Consider the following 16,991-nt stretch of genomic DNA (forward strand, 5'->3'; position numbering starts at 1 on the left):
GGAGGCTTGTCGGCGGGCGATGGTTCCGGGAAGCCTTCGCAGATGCAGCATAGAGCGGGATCGACGCGAAAGCCAAAGGAGAAATCGAGGATGGATGCACATCTTTCGACGGTCGTGGCCTGTTTGATACGCCGGCTTGCGGGACAATGATCCTCAATCATGGGTGAGAAAAGCATGCGCCTGGAAAACAAGGTGGCCATCATCACCGGCGCGGCGTCCGGATTTGGCGAAGGCATGGCCAGGCGTTTTGCCGAGGAGGGCGCCCGGGTCGTGGTCGCCGACCTCAATGCCAAGGGCGCCGAACGGGTCGCCAATGAGATTGGCGAACCGGCGATCTGGACCCAGACGGACGTGTCGTTGCGCTCCGAATTCGACGAGATGGTCTATGCCGCCAAAAGCGCCTTCGGCCGCATCGATATCATGGTCAACAATGCTGGCTACACCCATCGCAACGGCGACATGCTCGATGTCAGCGAGGAGACCTTCGACCTGATCACCGCCGTCAACATGAAGGCGATCTACCACGCCGCGCGCGCCGTGGTGCCGATCATGGAGCGGCAAGGCGGCGGCGTCATCCTGACCACGGCCTCTACCGCAGGCCTTCGGCCACGGCCCGGCCTCACCTGGTACAATGCGTCGAAAGGCTGGGCGATCACCGCGACCAAGTCGATGGCGGTGGAACTGGCGCCGAAGAACATCCGCGTCAACTGCCTCTGCCCGGTCGCCGGCGAGACCGGTATGCTGGAGAAATTCATGGGCGCCGATACGCCCGAAATCCGCGACAAGTTCCGCGCCTCGATCCCGCTCGGTCGTCTCTCGACGCCGCTCGACATCGCCAATGCCGCGCTCTGGCTTGCTTCCGACGAAGCCGCCTTCATCACCGGCGTGGCGCTTGAGGTCGATGGCGGGCGCTGCATCTGAGATGGGACCCATCCCAGATACATGGCGATGAATAGCCTCTAAGCGCCGGTCTTGATGTAGCTCTTGTAGATCCAGCCGCGTTTGCCGTTGTAGACGACCTCGCACCATTGCTTGCAGCCCATCACCTGCACCGATGTCTTGGCGGGCACGGTGCCGATGGCGGCTGCATTCTTCTTCGGGCCGCTTCGCATGGTAACCGCCCTCAGCGTGCGTCCGTTGCCGGCGGCAGCAACCTTCTGGGGTTTCGCGTTGGCCTGGGCGGGCTGCGGCAGTTCCGGTTTCGGGGTGGGAATAGCGGCGGTTTGCGCGCCGTCAGGATCGGCGTTCATCGCCGGATCGCCGGGAGCGGCGACCTTGGCAAGCTCTGTCGTGGCGTCGGTTTGCGCTGCCGATTCGGCGAATGCCGAAGACGGCTTCTCGTCTTGCGTCGGCTGGCTCGCCGCCTGATCGGGCGACTTCGCTTCTGGGCCGGATGCGGCCTTCGAGTCGGGCGCGGTCCAGCGTGGATCGTTGGGCTCCAGCGCCGATACCGCCGCCTCATTGGCAGCCACCGTCCGTGAAACCGCGTCGCCCTTGCGCGCCGCCGCTGGCGGCACGACCGCGGCGACCTTCGCGGCCGCGGGAACGATTTTCGTTGTCTTCACCGGAATGGCCGGAACGGTCTGCTGTTGGCTCGCGCTCGCTTGCCTGTCATTCGCCGGCAAAGCCAGCCACAGCGCCACCGCCGCCACGCCGAGCAGCGCTGCGGTGCCGACCGCGGCAATCACCAGATGCGAGTTCGACCGGACTTCCTGCCAGAAAGAGGGCCGCATATCGTAACCGAACTGCATGGCAAAGCGCCGTCGTTCCGGCGCGCCGAAACTGAAGGGCTCATTCACGTTCGCCACCTCCAACATGCGGGCCGATGTTCTTTCGATCAGTGCCGGAAGGCCGGCATTCGATCGGCATCGGTCCCAAAAACAAAGCGGGCAAGCCCGCAAAAGTCCCCGTTCAATCGCCCAGAACCGGCACCTTTTACCCGCGATTGTGGCATCAGTGCGCCCTAACGGGAGATTCTGCACCCTTGTTAAGGATTCTGCAATGTGTCGCTAAACACCGAATATTTCAGACGGAATCGTTTGTTGCTGTAAGCACGTCGCGTTGAAACGGATTCAGTCGACGTGCTTTGAGCCTTTGTTTTTATGCATGTCGTTGTCCCAAAACCGCTGCGCACTTTTGGGCGACACGCATTAGATCCTGTCGCGCAGCGCAAACCAGTTCAGCGCCAGGAACAGCAGCGGCGTGCGAAAGCGCCGGCCGCCGGGGAAGGCAGGGATGTTCAAATCCTCGATCAGCTTGAGCCTGTCGCGGTTGCCGGAGACGGTCTCGGCATAGAGCTTGCCGAAAAAGTTCGACAGCATGACGCCGTGACCCGAATAGCCGCCGGCCGAGATCACATTGGGCATCACCTCGCGCACGAATGGCTTTCGCGGCACCGTGATGCCGACATAGCCGCCCCAGCCATGGGTGATCTCGACGTCCTTCAAGTCCGGATAAAGCTCGGAGATCTGCCGGCGGATATGGATGTGGATGTCCTTCGGGTCGTTGACACCGTAGATCTCACGCCCGCCGAACAGCAGGCGCCCGTCTTTCGATTTACGGAAATACCGCACCACGAAGCGGGAATCGTCGACCGCCTCGCCGCCCGGCAGCACTTTGGAAGCGGTGCCCAACGGCACTGTCGCGCCGATGAAGGAGCCGATCGGCATGATATGCGCGGCACTCACCGGCTCGAGCGTGCCGCCATAGGCGTTGACGCCGATCAGGCATTTCTCGGCTGTAATGACGCCTTTCGGCGTGGTCACCCGGACCTTGCCGCCACTGGAGGTGATGCCGGTCGACGGCGTTTGCTCGAACAGTTGCGCGCCCGCCTGCGCTGCCACTTTCGCCGTGCCGATGACCAGCTTCATCGGCTGGATATGGCCGGTGCCGGTGTCGCGGGTGCCGCCGAAATAATGCGTCGAGCCCAACCGCTCCGCCGTCTCCCTGGCGTCCATGAAAGAGATGTGCTGATAGCCGAACCGGCTCGTCATGATCTCGGCATGCGCCTTGTAGTCGTCGACATAGCGCTGCTTGTGCGCCACCGACATCTGCCCGGGCATATAGTCGATCTCGATATTGTTGACGGCGGCGAATTCGAGCAAATGCGTCTTGGCCTCTTCGGCGAGGTCAAACAGCGCCTTGGCGCGGGAGAACCCGTATTCGGCCTCCAGCTCTTCGGCCCAGGCGCGCTGGCCGGTGCCGAGCTGGCCGCCATTGCGGCCCGATGCGCCGTCGCCAAAGCGATACGCTTCGATCAGCACGACGTTCGTACCCGCCTTGGCCAGGTGAGCCGCCGCCGACAGGCCGGTGAAGCCGCCGCCGACGATGACGACATCGCACGACCTGTCGCCGTCGAGCGAAGGATACTCGGGTCGCGGTCCGGCAGTATCCTCGTACCAGGAACGGCCGGGGGAAATAGGGGATTGGTAGGGCATAGGAAGGCCTTGAATGGTGAATAGCGCGAATGGTGAATGGCTGCGAGAGACGAGTCGCCCGCGCTCATCCATCCAATATGAAACTACTCACCATTCTCTGTTCACCATTCACGCGACGAAGTCGCCGCTCACACATTGAGCAGCAGATATTCCCGCTCCCACGGGCTGATCACTTCCATGAAGGTCTCGAATTCCGCCCGCTTGATCGCCGCGTAGGTCGCGGCAAACGACTTGCCGAGCAGCGCGCAGAGCTCCTCGTCGCCCTCGAACAGGTCGACGGCTTCGAGCAGGCCGCGCGGCAGGTCGATCTCGTCGGCGTTGGCTGTGGTCAGCACAGGAGGCTCGGCCTTGATCTTGTTGGTCATGCCGATCAGCCCGCAGGCCAGCGACGCGGCCAGGGCCAGATAGGGATTGGCATCGGAAGACGGGATGCGGTTTTCGACGCGTCTGGCCGCTGGATCCGAGCGCGGCACTCGGAACGCCGTGGTGCGGTTGTCATAACCCCATTTGTTGTTGACCGGCGCCGAGGCCGCTTGCGTCAGCCGGCGGTAGGAATTGACATAGGGCGCAAACATCACCAGCGCGTTCGGCACATGCGTCTGCATGCCGCCGATGAAGTGGAAGAATTCGTCGGTTTCCGAGCCGTCCTCGGCCGAAAAGATATTCCGCCCGGTCTTCTTGTCGATGATCGACTGATGGATGTGCATCGCCGAGCCCGGCTGGCCCTGGATCGGCTTGGCCATGAAGGTGGCGTATATCTCGTGCTTCAGCGCCGCCTCGCGAATGGTGCGCTTGAACATGAACACCTGGTCGGCGAGTTCGATCGGGTCGCCATGGCGCAGATTGATCTCGAGCTGGCCGGCGCCCTCCTCGTGGATCAGCGTGTCGATCTCCAGGCCCTGGCTCTCGGAGAAGTGGTAGATGTCGTCGATCAGTTCGTCGAACTCGTTGACGCCGGCGATCGAATAACCGGCGCCGCCGCCTATGGCGCGCCCCGAACGCCCGACCGGCGGGGTCAGCGGATAGTCCGGATCGGGATTCTTGCGCACGAGGTAGAATTCGATCTCGGGCGCCACCACCGGCTTCAGCCCGCGCTTGTCGTAAGCCGCAACCACGCGCTTGAGCACATTGCGCGGCGTGAATTCGACCGAGCGGCCGTCCTGGTGGACGAGATCGCAGATGACGGCTGCCGTCGGATCTTCTTCCCACGGCACCACGGTCAGGGTCGAAAGGTCCGGCATCAGCTTGAGATCGCCATCGTCCTCAGGGTAGTGGAAGCCGTTGCCGTCCTCCGGATAACCGCCGGAGATCGTCGTCATGAACACCGCCGAAGGCAGCGCCAGCGAGGTGTTGGAGGTGAATTTCTTCGACGGCATCATCTTGCCGCGCGCAACGCCCGCCTGGTCCGGCGTGATGCATTCGATATCCTCGATGCCGCGCCATTCCAGCCAGGCGCTGACTTCCTTCCAGTTTTTCACGCCACGTTGATTTTTCACGAAAGCGGGCGTGCGGACGCGTCCTCCGCGGGTCGACGGACGGACTTCCTTTTTTGCAGGCGGCATCATTCACCAGATTGGGTTGCGGATTTTGGAGTATAGCCGTGCGCGGTGATGGAAGGGAAGGGCAAGCCGGCTGGCTTCGCCGCCACGGTTGAAATTCGCTCCAGCCAGCTTAGGTTCAGATTTCCACAAACGCAGTCACCGGATTGAAGGCGTCGCATGCAAGACAGCCGCAAATTGACGACCATCGGCTTCGACGCCGATGACACGCTCTGGCAGAACGAGCAGTTTTTTCGCATGACCGAGAAGCGCTTTGCAGCACTCCTCACCGATCATGCCGAGGAGGAACACATTTCAGCGCGACTGCTCGAGGCCGAGAAGCGCAACCTCGCAATCTATGGTTTCGGCATAAAGGGATTCACCCTGTCGATGATCGAGACGGCGATCGAGGTCACCGAAGGCCGCGTGCCGGCTTCAGCCATCGCTGAAATCCTTGCCGCCGGCCGCGACATGCTTGCCCATCCGATCGAGGCGTTGCCGCATGCACGGCAAACCGTGGAAAAGCTCGCCAGCGACTATCGCCTGCTGCTGATCACCAAAGGCGACCTCTTCGACCAGGAGCGCAAGCTGGCCGGGTCCGGTCTGGGCGACCTGTTCGATGCCGTCGAGATCGTCAGCGACAAGAGCGCCGCCACCTACAACAGGATCTTCAGCCGCCATGGCGACGGGCCGGAGAAAAGCATGATGGTCGGCAATTCGCTGAAGTCCGACGTGGTGCCGGCCATCGAGGCCGGCAGCTGGGGCGTCCATGTGCCGCACGAACTGACCTGGGTGCTGGAACATGTCGAGCCGCCGGTCGCAGCCCCACGTTTCCGTGAGATCGCTGATCTTGGCGAACTGCCCGCGCTGATCGAAAGCATCGGCAAAATCGGTTGAGCGCGTCCCGGCCTTGAACCGCTCGACCCGGACTACGAACAGCCGCGCCCAAGTCGGATCAGCCGATCGATAACCGGTTGCAGCCTTTCGGTGGTGATCGGCTTGGTGACCACCACGTCGACGATGCTCGACAGGCCGAGGCTCTCCGGTGTGCCAATCCTGGTTGAAAGCAGGATGACCGAGGGCAGCGATCTGCCGGACGCCCGCCGCATAGCATCGATGCCGGACATCAGCGCGTCGCAGTCCTTGTTGTCGGCTCCGCCATCGAGGACAACCGCGCCGGGAACAAGGGTTCTCAGCGTCTTCGCCGCCATTTCAGGCGTCTCCGAGATCGGCTTCAGTCCGGATTTTTCGACGATCTTCGACACCACAACCCGATTGATTGGCGATTTCCCGACAACGAGCACCTGGGAGAGATCCATGATCATCTCGGCGTTCGCCTTCCGGCCCATCAAACTCGGGAGAATTGTGGTCTCTGTCTCGCGATCTACTGGACACATGGGCAGGGGCTGGCCGCTCGTCTCTGTTTCAATGCAGGGTTGAAATCTGAGAGCCAAATGGCGTGAGATCGCCACCCATGTCAAGCTGAAATGGCAGTCATCTGCAATATAGCCGGAAGCATTACAATTTAAGGCAAGTTTTGTTCTTCACAGTAGTGAATTGGTCGTGCAAAAGCAAAGTCACCCGCGCGCAATCCGCGCGGGTGACATCGAATTCGGCCGGGGCATGGACCTCGAGTGCGGTCAGCCGTGGCTCTGTTGGGTGACGATCACCGGGATCAGCAGGTCGCCCCAATTGCCGTCGCCGCCATGGTGGCGTGCCGAGCGCACGAGCTCCACCGAGACGCCCGCCTCGACCGCCTTCATCACCGACTGGTTGAGCCTGTGCAGATCGTTGGCCAGCATGCGGATGGTCGCCTGCTGGTCCACGCTCATCGTGGTGGACTGCTCTTCGGCCCGTTCCTTGACGCGGCTTATCGAAGCCATTGGTCTTCTCCCTTTTATGCCCTTTGGGCGTTTCCTCTGGTCGTGTTGCTGCTATTCGGCCGCCGGCTTGAACTGGGCGTGCTCGGTCGATTCATGCATGGCGGTGGTCGAAGACCGGCCGCCGGTGATCGCCATCGACACCGCATCGAAATAGCCGGTGCCGACTTCGCGCTGGTGTTTGGTCGCGGTGTAGCCGTGCGCTTCCGCCGCGAACTCGGCTTCCTGCAATTCGGAATAGGCCGTCATCTGCCGCGCCTTGTAGCCGCGGGCGAGTTCGAACATGCCGAAATTGAGCTGGTGGAAACCGGCCAGCGTGATGAACTGGAACTTGTAACCCATGGCGCCAAGCTCCCTCTGGAACTTTGCGATCGTCGCGTCGTCGAGGTTCTTCTTCCAGTTGAACGACGGCGAGCAATTGTAAGCGAGCAGCTTGCCCGGATGATGCTTGCGCACGCCCTCGGCGAATTTCTTGGCCTGCGCCAAATCGGGCTTCGAGGTCTCGCACCAGATCAGGTCGGCGTATGGCGCATAGGCGATGGCGCGAGCGATGCAGGGCTCGATGCCATTCCTGACCTGATAGAAGCCTTCCACCGTGCGGCCGGCATCATAGTCGACGAAGGGCTGGTCGCGCTCGTCAATGTCGGAGGTCAAAAGCTTTGCCGCTTCCGCGTCGGTACGCGCCACGACCAAAGTCGGCGTGCCCATCACGTCGGCCGCCAGGCGTGCCGCGTTGAGGTTGCGGATATGCGCCGCGGTCGGGATCAGCACCTTGCCGCCGAGATGGCCGCACTTCTTCTCCGATGCCAGCTGGTCCTCATAGTGAACGCCGGCCGCACCGGCCTCGATGAACGCCTTCATGATCTCGAAGGCGTTGAGCGGCCCGCCGAAGCCGGCCTCGGCATCGGCGACGATCGGCGCGAACCATGTGTCGACCGAGAGGCCGTTGCCCTCGGACGTCTCGATCTGGTCGGCGCGCTGCAAGGTGCGGTTGATCCGCTTGACCAGCTCGGGCGCCGCATTGGCGGGGTAGAGCGACTGGTCCGGATACATGGCCGACGCGGTGTTGGCGTCCGCCGCGACCTGCCATCCCGACAAATAGATCGCCTTCAGTCCGGCGCGGACCTGCTGCATGGCCTGGTTGCCCGACATGGCGCCGAGCGCGTTGACGAAATCCTCCTCGTGGATCAGCTGCCACAGCCGGTTCGCGCCCATTTCGGCCAGGCTCTGCCGGATCTGGACCGAGCCGCGCAGCCGCTTCACGTCCGCCGGCGAATAGGGCCGTTCGATGCCGTCGAAGCGGCCTTCGGGCGCCGAGGGAACGAGGTTGTAAAAATCGGTCATTGGTCACTCCAGAAAATTCGATGCCGGGTTCAAAGCGCTGCTTCCAGGAGGGTTTCGCGCCGCTCATGTGTGACATCATTTACATTGCAACGCGGAATAGGCGAGGGAAACCATGAAATTGGCCAGAAAATAAGAGAAAACCTGTGTTGTGTTTGACTGCCGAGCGCTGTAAATTTGTCACGATTGTAAAGACCGATGGTGCGCCGCTGCACCGAGATCGTGTAAATTTCTGTGAAGGATAGCCGATTGGCCGATCAGAAGATCTTCGCCGGACCGCGCATCCGCCGCATCCGCAACGCCAAGGGCCTGACCCAGACGGCGATGGCCGAAGGGCTTGGCATCTCGCCGTCCTATCTCAACCTCATCGAGCGCAACCAGCGGCCGCTGACGGTGCAGCTGATCCTGAAATTGGCGTCCGTCTACAAGGTCGACCCGCATGAGCTGCAGGGTGAGGCAAGGGGGTCGATATCCGCCCTGAAGGAAGTGTTTGCCGATCCGCTGCTGGTCGGTGAATTGCCCGGCGACCAGGAATTGATCGAACTCGCCGAGGCCGCCCCCAATGCGTCGGCCGCGATGATAAAACTGTTTCGCGCCTATCGCGAGCAGGCCGAACGGCTTTCCGATCTCAACGAGCTTCTGGCGCGCGAGGGCAGGGGCACGGCACTGTCCGGCGCGCGGCTGCCGATCGACGAGGTGCACGAGATTTTCGAGCGCCGGCCAAACCATTTTGCAGCGCTCGAGGAAGAGGCCGAAGCCTTCACCTCGGTGCTCGACCCCGGCGACGATCTGTTTGGCGCGCTAAAAGCCTGGCTGAAGCGCGAATACGGCATCGTCGTCAAGGTACTGCCGGTGGCCACCATGCCGAACTGGCGCCGCCGCTATGACCGCCACTCGCAGCGTCTGTTTTTATCCGAACGCCTGTCGCCATTCGACCAGTTGCGCGAAGTGGCGATGGAAGCCTGCCTGATCCGGATGACGGTTGCGGTGGCCGGCGAGATTCAAGCGCTGAAGCTGACCACCGACGAAGCCCGCCGGCTGGCGCGCTTCGAACTCGGCCGCTATGCGGCGCACGCGCTGATGATGCCCTACCAGGCCTTTCACGCTGCCGCCATTCGCGCCCATTACGACATCGACGTGCTGCGTTCACGCTTCAACGTCTCTTTCGAGCAGGCAGCGAACCGGCTGACCATGTTGCAGCGGCCTGGCATGTTGGGCGTGCCGTTCTTCATGCTTGAGGTCGACAATGCCGGCAACCGTTTCCGCAAGGCGGGCAGCCTGGGCTTTCCGCACAGCCGCTTCGGCGGCGGCTGCCCGAAGCTGCCTGTCCATGCCGCCTTCACCCAGCCCGGTCAGATTTTTGTCGAGGCGGTGGAGATGCCCGATGGCGCCGAGTTCCTCTGTGTCGCCCGCACGCTCGAAGGCCCGCAAGGTTCGTTTTCGGAGCGCCCGCGCCGCACGGCGCTGCTGCTGGGCTGCGACATCGGCTTTCGCGACGAGATCGTCTATGGCGCGGCGCTGCCAGGGGCGACCGCAAAAGCTGGGCACGGTGCCGCTCCGGCCACGCCGGTCGGCCCCGCCTGCCGACTGTGCGAGCGCGTCGGCTGCCTGGCGCGTGCCGAACCGCCGGTGACGCGCCCGCTCGGCCTCGATGAGATGGTAACGGGCTTGAGCGCGTTCGACTTTCAGTAGAGCCAAACGCGATCCTACTTTGCCTCGATCGGCAGCACATCCAGAGCCACTTCGCCGAAAACCGGTTCGGCTTCCCGATTGACGCCCTGTTCGTCCTTTTCGACGCCGCTGACCGGGTTCAATGTCACGGCCAGCAGGGTATCGCCTTTGCCTCTGACCTGCTTGAGGAGCACATCGGTCACGTCGATGCTGGTCGACACGCCCATCTCGTGGTCCTTCTTTTCCTGCATCTTCGGCGATTGCATCATCGATGCCTGCGACTCCGCATCGGCGCCGAAAGTATTGATGTTGCCGATAAAGACTGGCTTGCTGGCGGCAAACGTCTCCTTCGGTCCGACGGTCAGATAGGCTTCGAAGTAACCGTTCATCGGTACGCGCAGCCGCAAGCCGCCGAACCGGAGCATGATCCGGTTCGATTTGGCGATGTCGCGCAGTTTGCCCGCGCGCAGGAACGCCGTCACTTCGCCGCGTTGGTCGCTTTCCGACAGGTCGAGCCGGGTGGCCTTGCCTGCCAGGTCGATCTTCCAGTCCTTGCGCAAGATGTACTTCAATTTGGCCTTGATGCTTATGCGGCGAATGAGATCGCTCAGATGGGCATTGGCGACCAGCAGCGGGATGCATTCGCGCGGGTCCTCATACTGGTACTTGAGCTGCGCGGCAGTATCCAGAATATCCGAATTCACCATGGTGACGAAATTGCCGTTCTCGTCCACGAATTCGGCCGTTTCAGCCATCCAGGCGGCATCGCCGATCGGGTTGGCGTGGCCATTGCCGAGTGACAGCCATTTCTCCCACAGGCGATCGATGTTGCAGTGATGCAGCCAGAAGATCGGATCCCGGCCGGCGGTGCTGAAAGCCCCCATATTGCCGCCGATGGCGACGTGGACTGCGCCATGCGGCGTGCCTTCGAGCGACGACTGGAATTGTCCGCCGCCAAGCAGGCTCGCCTTCGACAGGGCGGTTGCGATGTTGACCGTCCCGGCCGCCAGCGGATTGCCGGCGTTGACCGAATTCGCTCGCGTGCCGTTGTAAAGTGCATTTCCGGCGCCCGTGGGGCTGCGGAAGGGAAGCGGCAGGGCGGCCTGTCCCGCCTTCGAATAGTTCCAATAGGGAAGGGCGAAGTTATTGTTGCCCGAATGCTTGCGCACGATCTTTTCGAAAAAATACAGATAGATGCGGTGCCAGGACAAGAAATAGTCGCTGCCGTGTTCGCAGGTTGCGAACGGCGCGCCCGCCGGCCATTGGGCGAACGGCAGGCTCGTGCCGTGAATGTTGGCCTGATACGCCCAGGACGTGGGATTGCTGTCGGGCAGCGCCTTCATCGCCGCGACACCTGAGCGGTACGACGCGATGATCGGATGATTGGGGTCATGGTTCATCAGCGTGTAGATGTCGCTGCGCAGGTGCACCGACGGCCGGCAGAACCGAAAGCGGATATAATCCTTCAAATTCAGCAGCTTCGTCTGAGCTGTCGCCGGGTGGGTGATGGCGACGGTGCCGGCTGCCAGAATACCCCTCAGGAAATCCCTGCGTTGCATGGCGATTACTCCGCTCAAAGGGTTTCGGAAGTTCGGGTTTGGAGATAATCCGGAAATGTCTGAGCGTATATGAAATAGTTCACACATGATTGTCGACATATTTAGTAAATTTTGTAGAATAGATAATATTCATTCGCATTGTTGTGTTGTCCGCATATATACAATTGAAATTTGTGCAGTAATATGTGACATCTATTACATAACCACTCGGTGGTTGCTGGTATCGATGCTGGCCTGCGGATGAATTTTCCAATCCCGCAGCCAAGCCAAGAGGAGGCCACAGCCATGAAGTCGCCTGAAAAGCCGGCCGCACAGACGGCCGAATACCCCCTGACAAGCGCATCATCACCGGGATCCAGGCCGAACGCTTAGCGTCGCTGGCCAAGATCGACGCCAAGGAACTGATCGGCCACAGCGTTGCCGACCTTGCCGAAAGACTGAAGTGGCGTATCGATCCCGAACTGTTCTTCTTTCGGCGTATCTGCGGACGCGTCGTCAAGAAGGATCCGGTCACCGGGGTCGAATATCCCGTTCCGTTCGCCACCGTCGAGGTCCAGGACACCGATTGCAGTTTTGTCAGCTATTTCCCCACCAACTGGCGCTGGGGATGGTTCTATCCCTTCCATTGCCGGCGCGAGGTCATCGCCACCGTCAAGACCGACGAATGCGGCCGCTTCTGCGTCTACGTCCCGCGCTTCGATATCGACTGGATCCTGCGCTGGCGCCATCGCCGGATCTGCTTTCCGTATATTTTCATCAGGCCTTCGATCAAGGATCTGGTGGCGATTCCGGAACTGGATCTGCCGGTGCCGCCGCGTCCAGGTCCGGTGGAGGAATTGCCCGGGCTGAAGCGCCATCTCGAGGCCGCACTTGGCGCCTTGTCTCATGCAGCAAGCCTGAGCCGAGAAGTGAGTTCGCCGAGCGGGCGGGAAACGCTGTCCGCCGAGCTTGAGGGAGCACGTGCTTTCCCGATGGAAATGCAGGCGCCTATTCCTCCGGAATTCCAGAAGCTGCTGAGCGGCGATGACGACATCGTCGGCAAGAAACCGACCGACCCAGGCGAGGCCATCCGCGCCGCGGTCGCCAGGCAACTGGGCGTGCATCACGCGGAAATCGACGGCTTCGACCTCAACCGCTACATCGGCCCGTTCCACCGCTGCTTCGATATTTATCTGCCGCAGTGGCAGCGCATTGTGGATGTGCCCGATATCACCTTCCGGGTCACCCAGGACACCAATGGCGACGGCATCGAGGAAGTCATCTATTCCGAAGGCTATTTCGACGTCCGCTGGAATGCCGGCGTCATTCCTCCGGTCACGCTCGTCGCTTCCAGCCAGGCGCGTGAATCGCGTGTCTGCGAAACGCCCGTCGTGCCCTGCAAGGACGTGCCGGAAATCCTGTTCGCCGGCCTGATGCCGCTCAACAATGCGTCCTACTTCAATGCCGTCACCGGCTATGCCGTGCGTCCGAACCGTCCGGTTCCGCCCATAGGGCCTCGCCCGCTGGCGCGGACACCGTTCCACGGTACGCTGCAGCTCTACGGCTGCGTCAACGTGCCGAAGGCGCAATTCTACCGGGTGCTCGCCAGCACCGACAATGGCGTGACGTTCAACGCCATCACCGGGCTGTCCTGGAACATCTATCCGATACCATCGGGATCGCCGCACCTTGTCACGCCGGACGCCGATGGCTGGTATCCGGTGCTGCCCAATCCGACGGCGTTCCACCCGGACAACCTCGTGCTCGAATGGCCAACGCCGACACTGCAGAGAACACTGCTCAAGGTCGAGGTCGGAGGGGCGGCGAAGAACCACCTGCAATATTCCGGCGTCGTCGCCATCCAGACGGACAACACTGCGCCAACGGTGCATTTCGACACGCTGGCCTGGAAGTTCGCGTCGGAATCCGACAGCGCGTTCGCTCTGCCCGGGCGCAACCTGCTGGTGCCATGCCCGACCATCCGGCGTGGCGTCGTGCCGCAAGACATCGACGTGCGCATCGTCGTCTCGGTCAGCGCGCATCATCTGCGTAGTGCCGTGCTGACGTCGCATGGCTGCGGCAGCGGATCCTTCTCGCTGCAGACATCGCCGGCCGATACCTCTCACTGGCATGAGACGACCAGCGACAACTCATGCCTTCTGTCCGGCACTTATCGCCTGGTCGCGGCGACTTCGCTCGAGGGCTCCTACGGGCTCGGCTGCAGTGCGTTCAGCCGTGCAATGAACCCTGCCGGCGCTGACAATGGGCATCTGTTGGACTGGAACTATGACCCAATCGACATCCGGGTGGATCCCGATGTGGATATCGCCGTCATCAACGGATGAACCCTGTCTCCCGCGCGGCGGCATCTTTTCCGCCGCGCGGGAATTTCCGATGGATATCATGTCGAGCGAACTTGTTTTCATCCTCATCAGCCTCGCCACCTGGCGGATCGCGCATTTCGTCGCCGCCGAGGACGGACCCTTCAACATCGTCGTCAAGGTCAGGGCCAGGGCCGGCGATCATGTGCTGGGGCATCTGATGGACTGTTTCTATTGCCTGAGCCTGTGGCCGTCGGCCTTGTTCGCACCGCTCGTCAGCCACGGCTGGATTGAGTTCGTGCTGGTCTGGCTCGGGGCCTCGGGTGCTGCTTGCCTGTTCGAGCAGGCGACCGGGTCGAAGACGACATAACAACAGGAGACGATGATGGGATGCTGTGGTCAAAATCGCCAGGTGTGGCAGTCGCCGCCACGCCGAACCCGGATGTCCGGGACACCGCAGCCGCCGGCGCTGACCGGCGCTGTCGCGATCGAGTATCGCGGCGACACTTCGATCGTGGTCGCCGCGCCGGCATCGGGCTTTACCTATGTCTTCCCGAAAGCCGGGGAACATCTCGACGTCGATGGCCGCGACGTCGCCTGGCTTCTTTCCCTGGGCGACTTTGTCATTGCCAGTGCACGCCCGATCTAGCGCCAACGCTTGATGCGCCGCGCCAGGCCAAAGCAAGGTGCCCTAAGCGGAACATTGCGCTGGACCACGCCCGGCCATCAACTTTGCGCTACGCGAATGAAGCACGTTTCTGTCGTCCACTGCGCATCGTGCCGCCCGGAAATCGCCGACAGTCGCACCCATGACCGATATCGCATCACCAAGTGTCGTCTCGCCGCGCGAGGAGCGCGTCGGCTACCTCCTGATATTCCTGTCGGCGCTGGTTTGGAGCTTTGGCGGCACCATCGCCCGTTTCATCGATACCGGTGACAACTGGGCGGTGATCTTCTGGCGCTCGCTCTGGGCGGTCGCCTTTCTGCTTGGCTTCATGGTCTGGCGCGACGGCTGGCGCGGCACGCTGAAATTGTTTCGTGACATGGGCTTGCCCGGCCTTGCCGTGGCCATTTGCTTTGCCACAGCCTCGACCTCGTTCGTCGTCGCGCTCTCCTACACCACCGTCGCCAACATCCTCTTGATGCAGGCCGGCGTGCCACTGCTGGCGGCGCTGCTTGCCTGGGCGTTGTTTCGCGAACGGGTGACTGTCGCGACCTGGATGGCTATCGCTGCGGTCATCGCCGGCGTTGCCATCATGGTCTCGGAATCGCTCGATGGCGCCGTCTCTCCCATCGGCGACGGCCTGGCGCTGCTGATTGCCGTCATGTTCTCGATCGCAACTGTCGTCACCCGGCGCTTCGCTCATGTACGCATGACGCCGGCCACTTGCCTTGGCGCGATGCTCGCTGCCACATTCGCGGCGTCCCAGGCATCGGAGCTTGCCGTTTCCGGCCACGACATGCGCTTTCTCTTCGTCTTCGGCGTGGTCAATCTGGGCCTCGGCCTGGCCTTCTTCACCACCGGCGCCCGGCTTGTCCCGGCGGCGGTCGCGGCGTTAATTGGCACTTTTGAACCGATCCTCGGGCCCATCTGGGTCTGGCTCGTCCATTCCGAGGTGCCGTCGCTGCGCACCGTCGTCGGCGGCGCGGTCGTGGTCACGGCGCTGCTTGTCCATATCGGGCTTGAATTCAAGCGCCAGGCCCGGCCGGCGCGACCGGGCGTCGCCGGCGTGCCGTCCCCTAATTGATGCAGTGCACGGTTTGCCATTGACAATGCTGCTGCCGGGCGGGCAGGCTGTGGCTACGGCAACAACAAGACAGGCGTATCTTGCCAAGTCTCCCCGCCGGTCCAATCGAGACCGGACCAAATCGTCGTATCCCTGCCCGCGCCATGGCGAGAGCCGCTGACGGCGCAGCAGTGCCATCCAGGCCACACCACGGTTACCAAGCTCCCGACATCAGCACATCGAACCACTCCCACGGTGTCGGCAGTTCGTGCTTGTCGCGTCCTGGAAAGCTCAATAGTCTGAAGCAAATGCCCGGCCGCGCTACGCCGCGACGAGCCGGCGACGGAACACTCATCAAAGGAGAATAGCATGATCCGCAAAGCGCTCTGGCTTTCGGCGACCTCAGCATTTCTGACGCTTTTCACCGTCGGCGGCCATGCCGAGGATCGCGTCATCAACGTCTTCAACTGGTCGGACTATATCGACGCTTCGATCATCGACGACTTCACCAAGGAAACCGGCATCAAGGTCGTCTACGACACCTTTGATTCCAACGAAATCCTGGAAACCAAACTGCTTGCCGGCGGCAGCGGCTACGACGTTGTCGTGCCCAGCGGCAACTTCCTTGCACGCCAGATCCAGGCGGGTGTGTTCCAGAAGCTCGACAAATCGAAACTACCCAACATTTCCAACATGTGGGACACGGTTTCGGAGCGAACCGCCAAATACGACCCCGGCAACGAATACTCGATCAACTACATGTGGGGCACGGTCGGTATCGGCTACAACATCAAGAAGGTGCAGGCAGCATTTGGCACCGACAAGATCGACAGCTGGGACGTGTTCTTCAATCCCGACAGCTTGGCCAAGCTGAAGGACTGCGGCGTCTATGTGCTGGACTCGCCGGCCGACATCATCCCGGCGGCGCTGAAATATCTCGGTCTCGACCCGAACAGCACGTCGCCCGACGATATTGCCAAGGCCGAGGAGACTCTGCTGAAGGTCCGGCCCTTTATCCGCAAGTTCCACTCTTCCGAATACATCAACGCCCTCGCCAATGGCGATATCTGTCTGGCCGTCGGCTGGTCAGGTGACGTGTTCCAGGCCCGCAACCGCGCGGTCGAGGCCAAGCAAGGCGTTGAAATCGGCTATTCGGTGCCCAAGGAAGGCGCCCAGATGTGGTTCGATCAGATGGCGATCCCAGCCGATGCGCCGCATGTCGCCGAGGCGCACGAATTCCTCAACTACATGATGAAGCCGGAAGTGATCGCCAAATCGTCGAACTACGTGCTCTACGCCAACGGTAACAAGGCTTCGCAGCAGTTCGTCGACAAGGCATTGCTGGAAGATCCTTCGGTCTATCCCGATGCCGAGACCATAAAGAAGCTCTACACAGTCGCCCCTTACGATCCCAAGACCCAGCGCGTCATCACGCGCACCTGGACCAAGATCGTCACCGGCCAATAAGCAATCTGCGACGATCCCGGCAGCAATCTGCCGGGATCGTTTTTCTTTAGCGCAATTGCAGGAAAAGTGTG

The 16,991-nt window shown here is 61.7% G+C and carries 16 protein-coding genes; 8 read left to right on the forward strand and 8 right to left on the reverse strand.

Going from position 1 to position 16,991, the window contains the following annotated elements; translation table 11 throughout:
* Nucleotides 1-174 precede the first annotated feature (174 nt).
* The gene (locus tag AC1DX6_RS05750) at nt 175-921 is read left to right on the forward strand and encodes an SDR family oxidoreductase (protein WP_477311912.1); all 747 of its coding nucleotides are present in this window, start codon (nt 175-177) and stop codon (nt 919-921) included.
* Nucleotides 922-959: 38 nt separating this feature from the next.
* On the opposite strand, the gene AC1DX6_RS05755 is transcribed toward AC1DX6_RS05750, so the two are convergent.
* The 3 genes from AC1DX6_RS05755 to AC1DX6_RS05765 form a co-directional block, all read right to left on the reverse strand.
* Entirely contained in the window at nt 960-1,799 is an 840-nt protein-coding gene (locus tag AC1DX6_RS05755; protein WP_477311744.1) for an SH3 domain-containing protein, read from the reverse strand.
* A 351-nt stretch (nt 1,800-2,150) separates the two neighbouring features.
* Complete coding sequence (locus tag AC1DX6_RS05760; RefSeq protein ID WP_477311745.1) at nt 2,151-3,437, reverse strand: NAD(P)/FAD-dependent oxidoreductase; 1,287 nt, start codon at nt 3,435-3,437, stop codon at nt 2,151-2,153.
* A 128-nt stretch (nt 3,438-3,565) separates the two neighbouring features.
* Complete coding sequence (locus AC1DX6_RS05765) at nt 3,566-5,002, reverse strand: glutamine synthetase family protein (RefSeq protein ID WP_477274678.1); 1,437 nt, start codon at nt 5,000-5,002, stop codon at nt 3,566-3,568.
* Between the two features lie 153 nt (nt 5,003-5,155).
* On the opposite strand from AC1DX6_RS05765, the gene AC1DX6_RS05770 reads away from it, so the two are divergent.
* Nucleotides 5,156-5,872 carry an HAD family hydrolase gene (locus AC1DX6_RS05770; protein ID WP_477311746.1) on the forward strand — a complete coding sequence of 239 codons (717 nt, stop codon included), beginning with the start codon at nt 5,156-5,158 and terminating at the stop codon, nt 5,870-5,872.
* 32 nt (nt 5,873-5,904) lie between these two features.
* Here the strand turns inward: AC1DX6_RS05770 and AC1DX6_RS05775 are convergent, their stop codons facing one another.
* The 3 genes from AC1DX6_RS05775 to aceA form a co-directional block, all read right to left on the reverse strand.
* Complete coding sequence (locus tag AC1DX6_RS05775) at nt 5,905-6,300, reverse strand: PleD family two-component system response regulator (protein ID WP_477311747.1); 396 nt, start codon at nt 6,298-6,300, stop codon at nt 5,905-5,907.
* Nucleotides 6,301-6,615: 315 nt separating this feature from the next.
* Nucleotides 6,616-6,858, reverse strand: a complete 243-nt coding sequence (locus AC1DX6_RS05780; RefSeq protein ID WP_006202762.1) for an SMc00767 family acetate metabolism repressor — start codon at nt 6,856-6,858, stop codon at nt 6,616-6,618.
* Nucleotides 6,859-6,909: 51 nt separating this feature from the next.
* Nucleotides 6,910-8,199: an isocitrate lyase gene (gene aceA, locus AC1DX6_RS05785; RefSeq protein ID WP_477311748.1), complete on the reverse strand. Its 1,290-nt coding sequence runs from the start codon at nt 8,197-8,199 to the stop codon at nt 6,910-6,912.
* Nucleotides 8,200-8,445: 246 nt separating this feature from the next.
* Between aceA and AC1DX6_RS05790 the strand changes: the two genes are divergently transcribed.
* Nucleotides 8,446-9,888, forward strand: coding sequence for a helix-turn-helix domain-containing protein (locus AC1DX6_RS05790; RefSeq protein WP_477311749.1), 1,443 nt, complete (start codon nt 8,446-8,448; stop codon nt 9,886-9,888).
* A gap of 14 nt (nt 9,889-9,902) precedes the next feature.
* Here AC1DX6_RS05790 and AC1DX6_RS05795 read toward each other — a convergent pair whose 3' ends face one another.
* A complete protein-coding gene (locus AC1DX6_RS05795; RefSeq protein WP_477311750.1) occupies nt 9,903-11,426 on the reverse strand; it encodes a tyrosinase family protein in 1,524 nt (507 codons plus the stop codon).
* A 368-nt stretch (nt 11,427-11,794) separates the two neighbouring features.
* Nucleotides 11,795-12,154, reverse strand: coding sequence for a hypothetical protein (locus AC1DX6_RS05800; protein WP_477311751.1), 360 nt, complete (start codon nt 12,152-12,154; stop codon nt 11,795-11,797).
* A gap of 51 nt (nt 12,155-12,205) precedes the next feature.
* On the opposite strand from AC1DX6_RS05800, the gene AC1DX6_RS05805 reads away from it, so the two are divergent.
* From AC1DX6_RS05805 to AC1DX6_RS05825, 5 genes are all read left to right on the forward strand, one after another.
* A complete protein-coding gene (locus tag AC1DX6_RS05805) occupies nt 12,206-13,750 on the forward strand; it encodes a hypothetical protein (protein ID WP_477311752.1) in 1,545 nt (514 codons plus the stop codon).
* A 49-nt stretch (nt 13,751-13,799) separates the two neighbouring features.
* Nucleotides 13,800-14,096: a DUF1360 domain-containing protein gene (locus tag AC1DX6_RS05810; protein WP_477311753.1), complete on the forward strand. Its 297-nt coding sequence runs from the start codon at nt 13,800-13,802 to the stop codon at nt 14,094-14,096.
* A gap of 72 nt (nt 14,097-14,168) precedes the next feature.
* Entirely contained in the window at nt 14,169-14,375 is a 207-nt protein-coding gene (locus tag AC1DX6_RS05815) for a hypothetical protein (protein ID WP_477311754.1), read from the forward strand.
* 160 nt (nt 14,376-14,535) lie between these two features.
* Nucleotides 14,536-15,474: a DMT family transporter gene (locus AC1DX6_RS05820; RefSeq protein WP_477311755.1), complete on the forward strand. Its 939-nt coding sequence runs from the start codon at nt 14,536-14,538 to the stop codon at nt 15,472-15,474.
* Nucleotides 15,475-15,822: 348 nt separating this feature from the next.
* Entirely contained in the window at nt 15,823-16,920 is a 1,098-nt protein-coding gene (locus AC1DX6_RS05825; protein WP_477311756.1) for a polyamine ABC transporter substrate-binding protein, read from the forward strand.
* Nucleotides 16,921-16,991: the final 71 nt, after the last annotated feature.

The sequence above is a fragment of the Mesorhizobium sp. P2_C4 genome (assembly GCF_056404575.1).

What these genes read in the sequence shown, in the direction of transcription:
- AC1DX6_RS05750 (WP_477311912.1), top strand. Translation starts at nt 175, where the DNA reads ATGCGCCTGGAAAACAAGGTGGCCATCATCACCGGCGCGGCGTCCGGA.
- AC1DX6_RS05760 (WP_477311745.1), bottom strand. Translation starts at nt 3,437, where the DNA reads ATGCCCTACCAATCCCCTATTTCCCCCGGCCGTTCCTGGTACGAGGAT.
- AC1DX6_RS05765 (WP_477274678.1), bottom strand. Translation starts at nt 5,002, where the DNA reads ATGATGCCGCCTGCAAAAAAGGAAGTCCGTCCGTCGACCCGCGGAGGA.
- AC1DX6_RS05770 (WP_477311746.1), top strand. Translation starts at nt 5,156, where the DNA reads ATGCAAGACAGCCGCAAATTGACGACCATCGGCTTCGACGCCGATGAC.
- AC1DX6_RS05775 (WP_477311747.1), bottom strand. Translation starts at nt 6,300, where the DNA reads ATGATCATGGATCTCTCCCAGGTGCTCGTTGTCGGGAAATCGCCAATC.
- AC1DX6_RS05780 (WP_006202762.1), bottom strand. Translation starts at nt 6,858, where the DNA reads ATGGCTTCGATAAGCCGCGTCAAGGAACGGGCCGAAGAGCAGTCCACC.
- aceA (WP_477311748.1), bottom strand. Translation starts at nt 8,199, where the DNA reads ATGACCGATTTTTACAACCTCGTTCCCTCGGCGCCCGAAGGCCGCTTC.
- AC1DX6_RS05795 (WP_477311750.1), bottom strand. Translation starts at nt 11,426, where the DNA reads ATGCAACGCAGGGATTTCCTGAGGGGTATTCTGGCAGCCGGCACCGTC.
- AC1DX6_RS05800 (WP_477311751.1), bottom strand. Translation starts at nt 12,154, where the DNA reads ATGGCGCCAGCGCAGGATCCAGTCGATATCGAAGCGCGGGACGTAGAC.
- AC1DX6_RS05810 (WP_477311753.1), top strand. Translation starts at nt 13,800, where the DNA reads ATGGATATCATGTCGAGCGAACTTGTTTTCATCCTCATCAGCCTCGCC.
- AC1DX6_RS05815 (WP_477311754.1), top strand. Translation starts at nt 14,169, where the DNA reads ATGTCCGGGACACCGCAGCCGCCGGCGCTGACCGGCGCTGTCGCGATC.
- AC1DX6_RS05820 (WP_477311755.1), top strand. Translation starts at nt 14,536, where the DNA reads ATGACCGATATCGCATCACCAAGTGTCGTCTCGCCGCGCGAGGAGCGC.
- AC1DX6_RS05825 (WP_477311756.1), top strand. Translation starts at nt 15,823, where the DNA reads ATGATCCGCAAAGCGCTCTGGCTTTCGGCGACCTCAGCATTTCTGACG.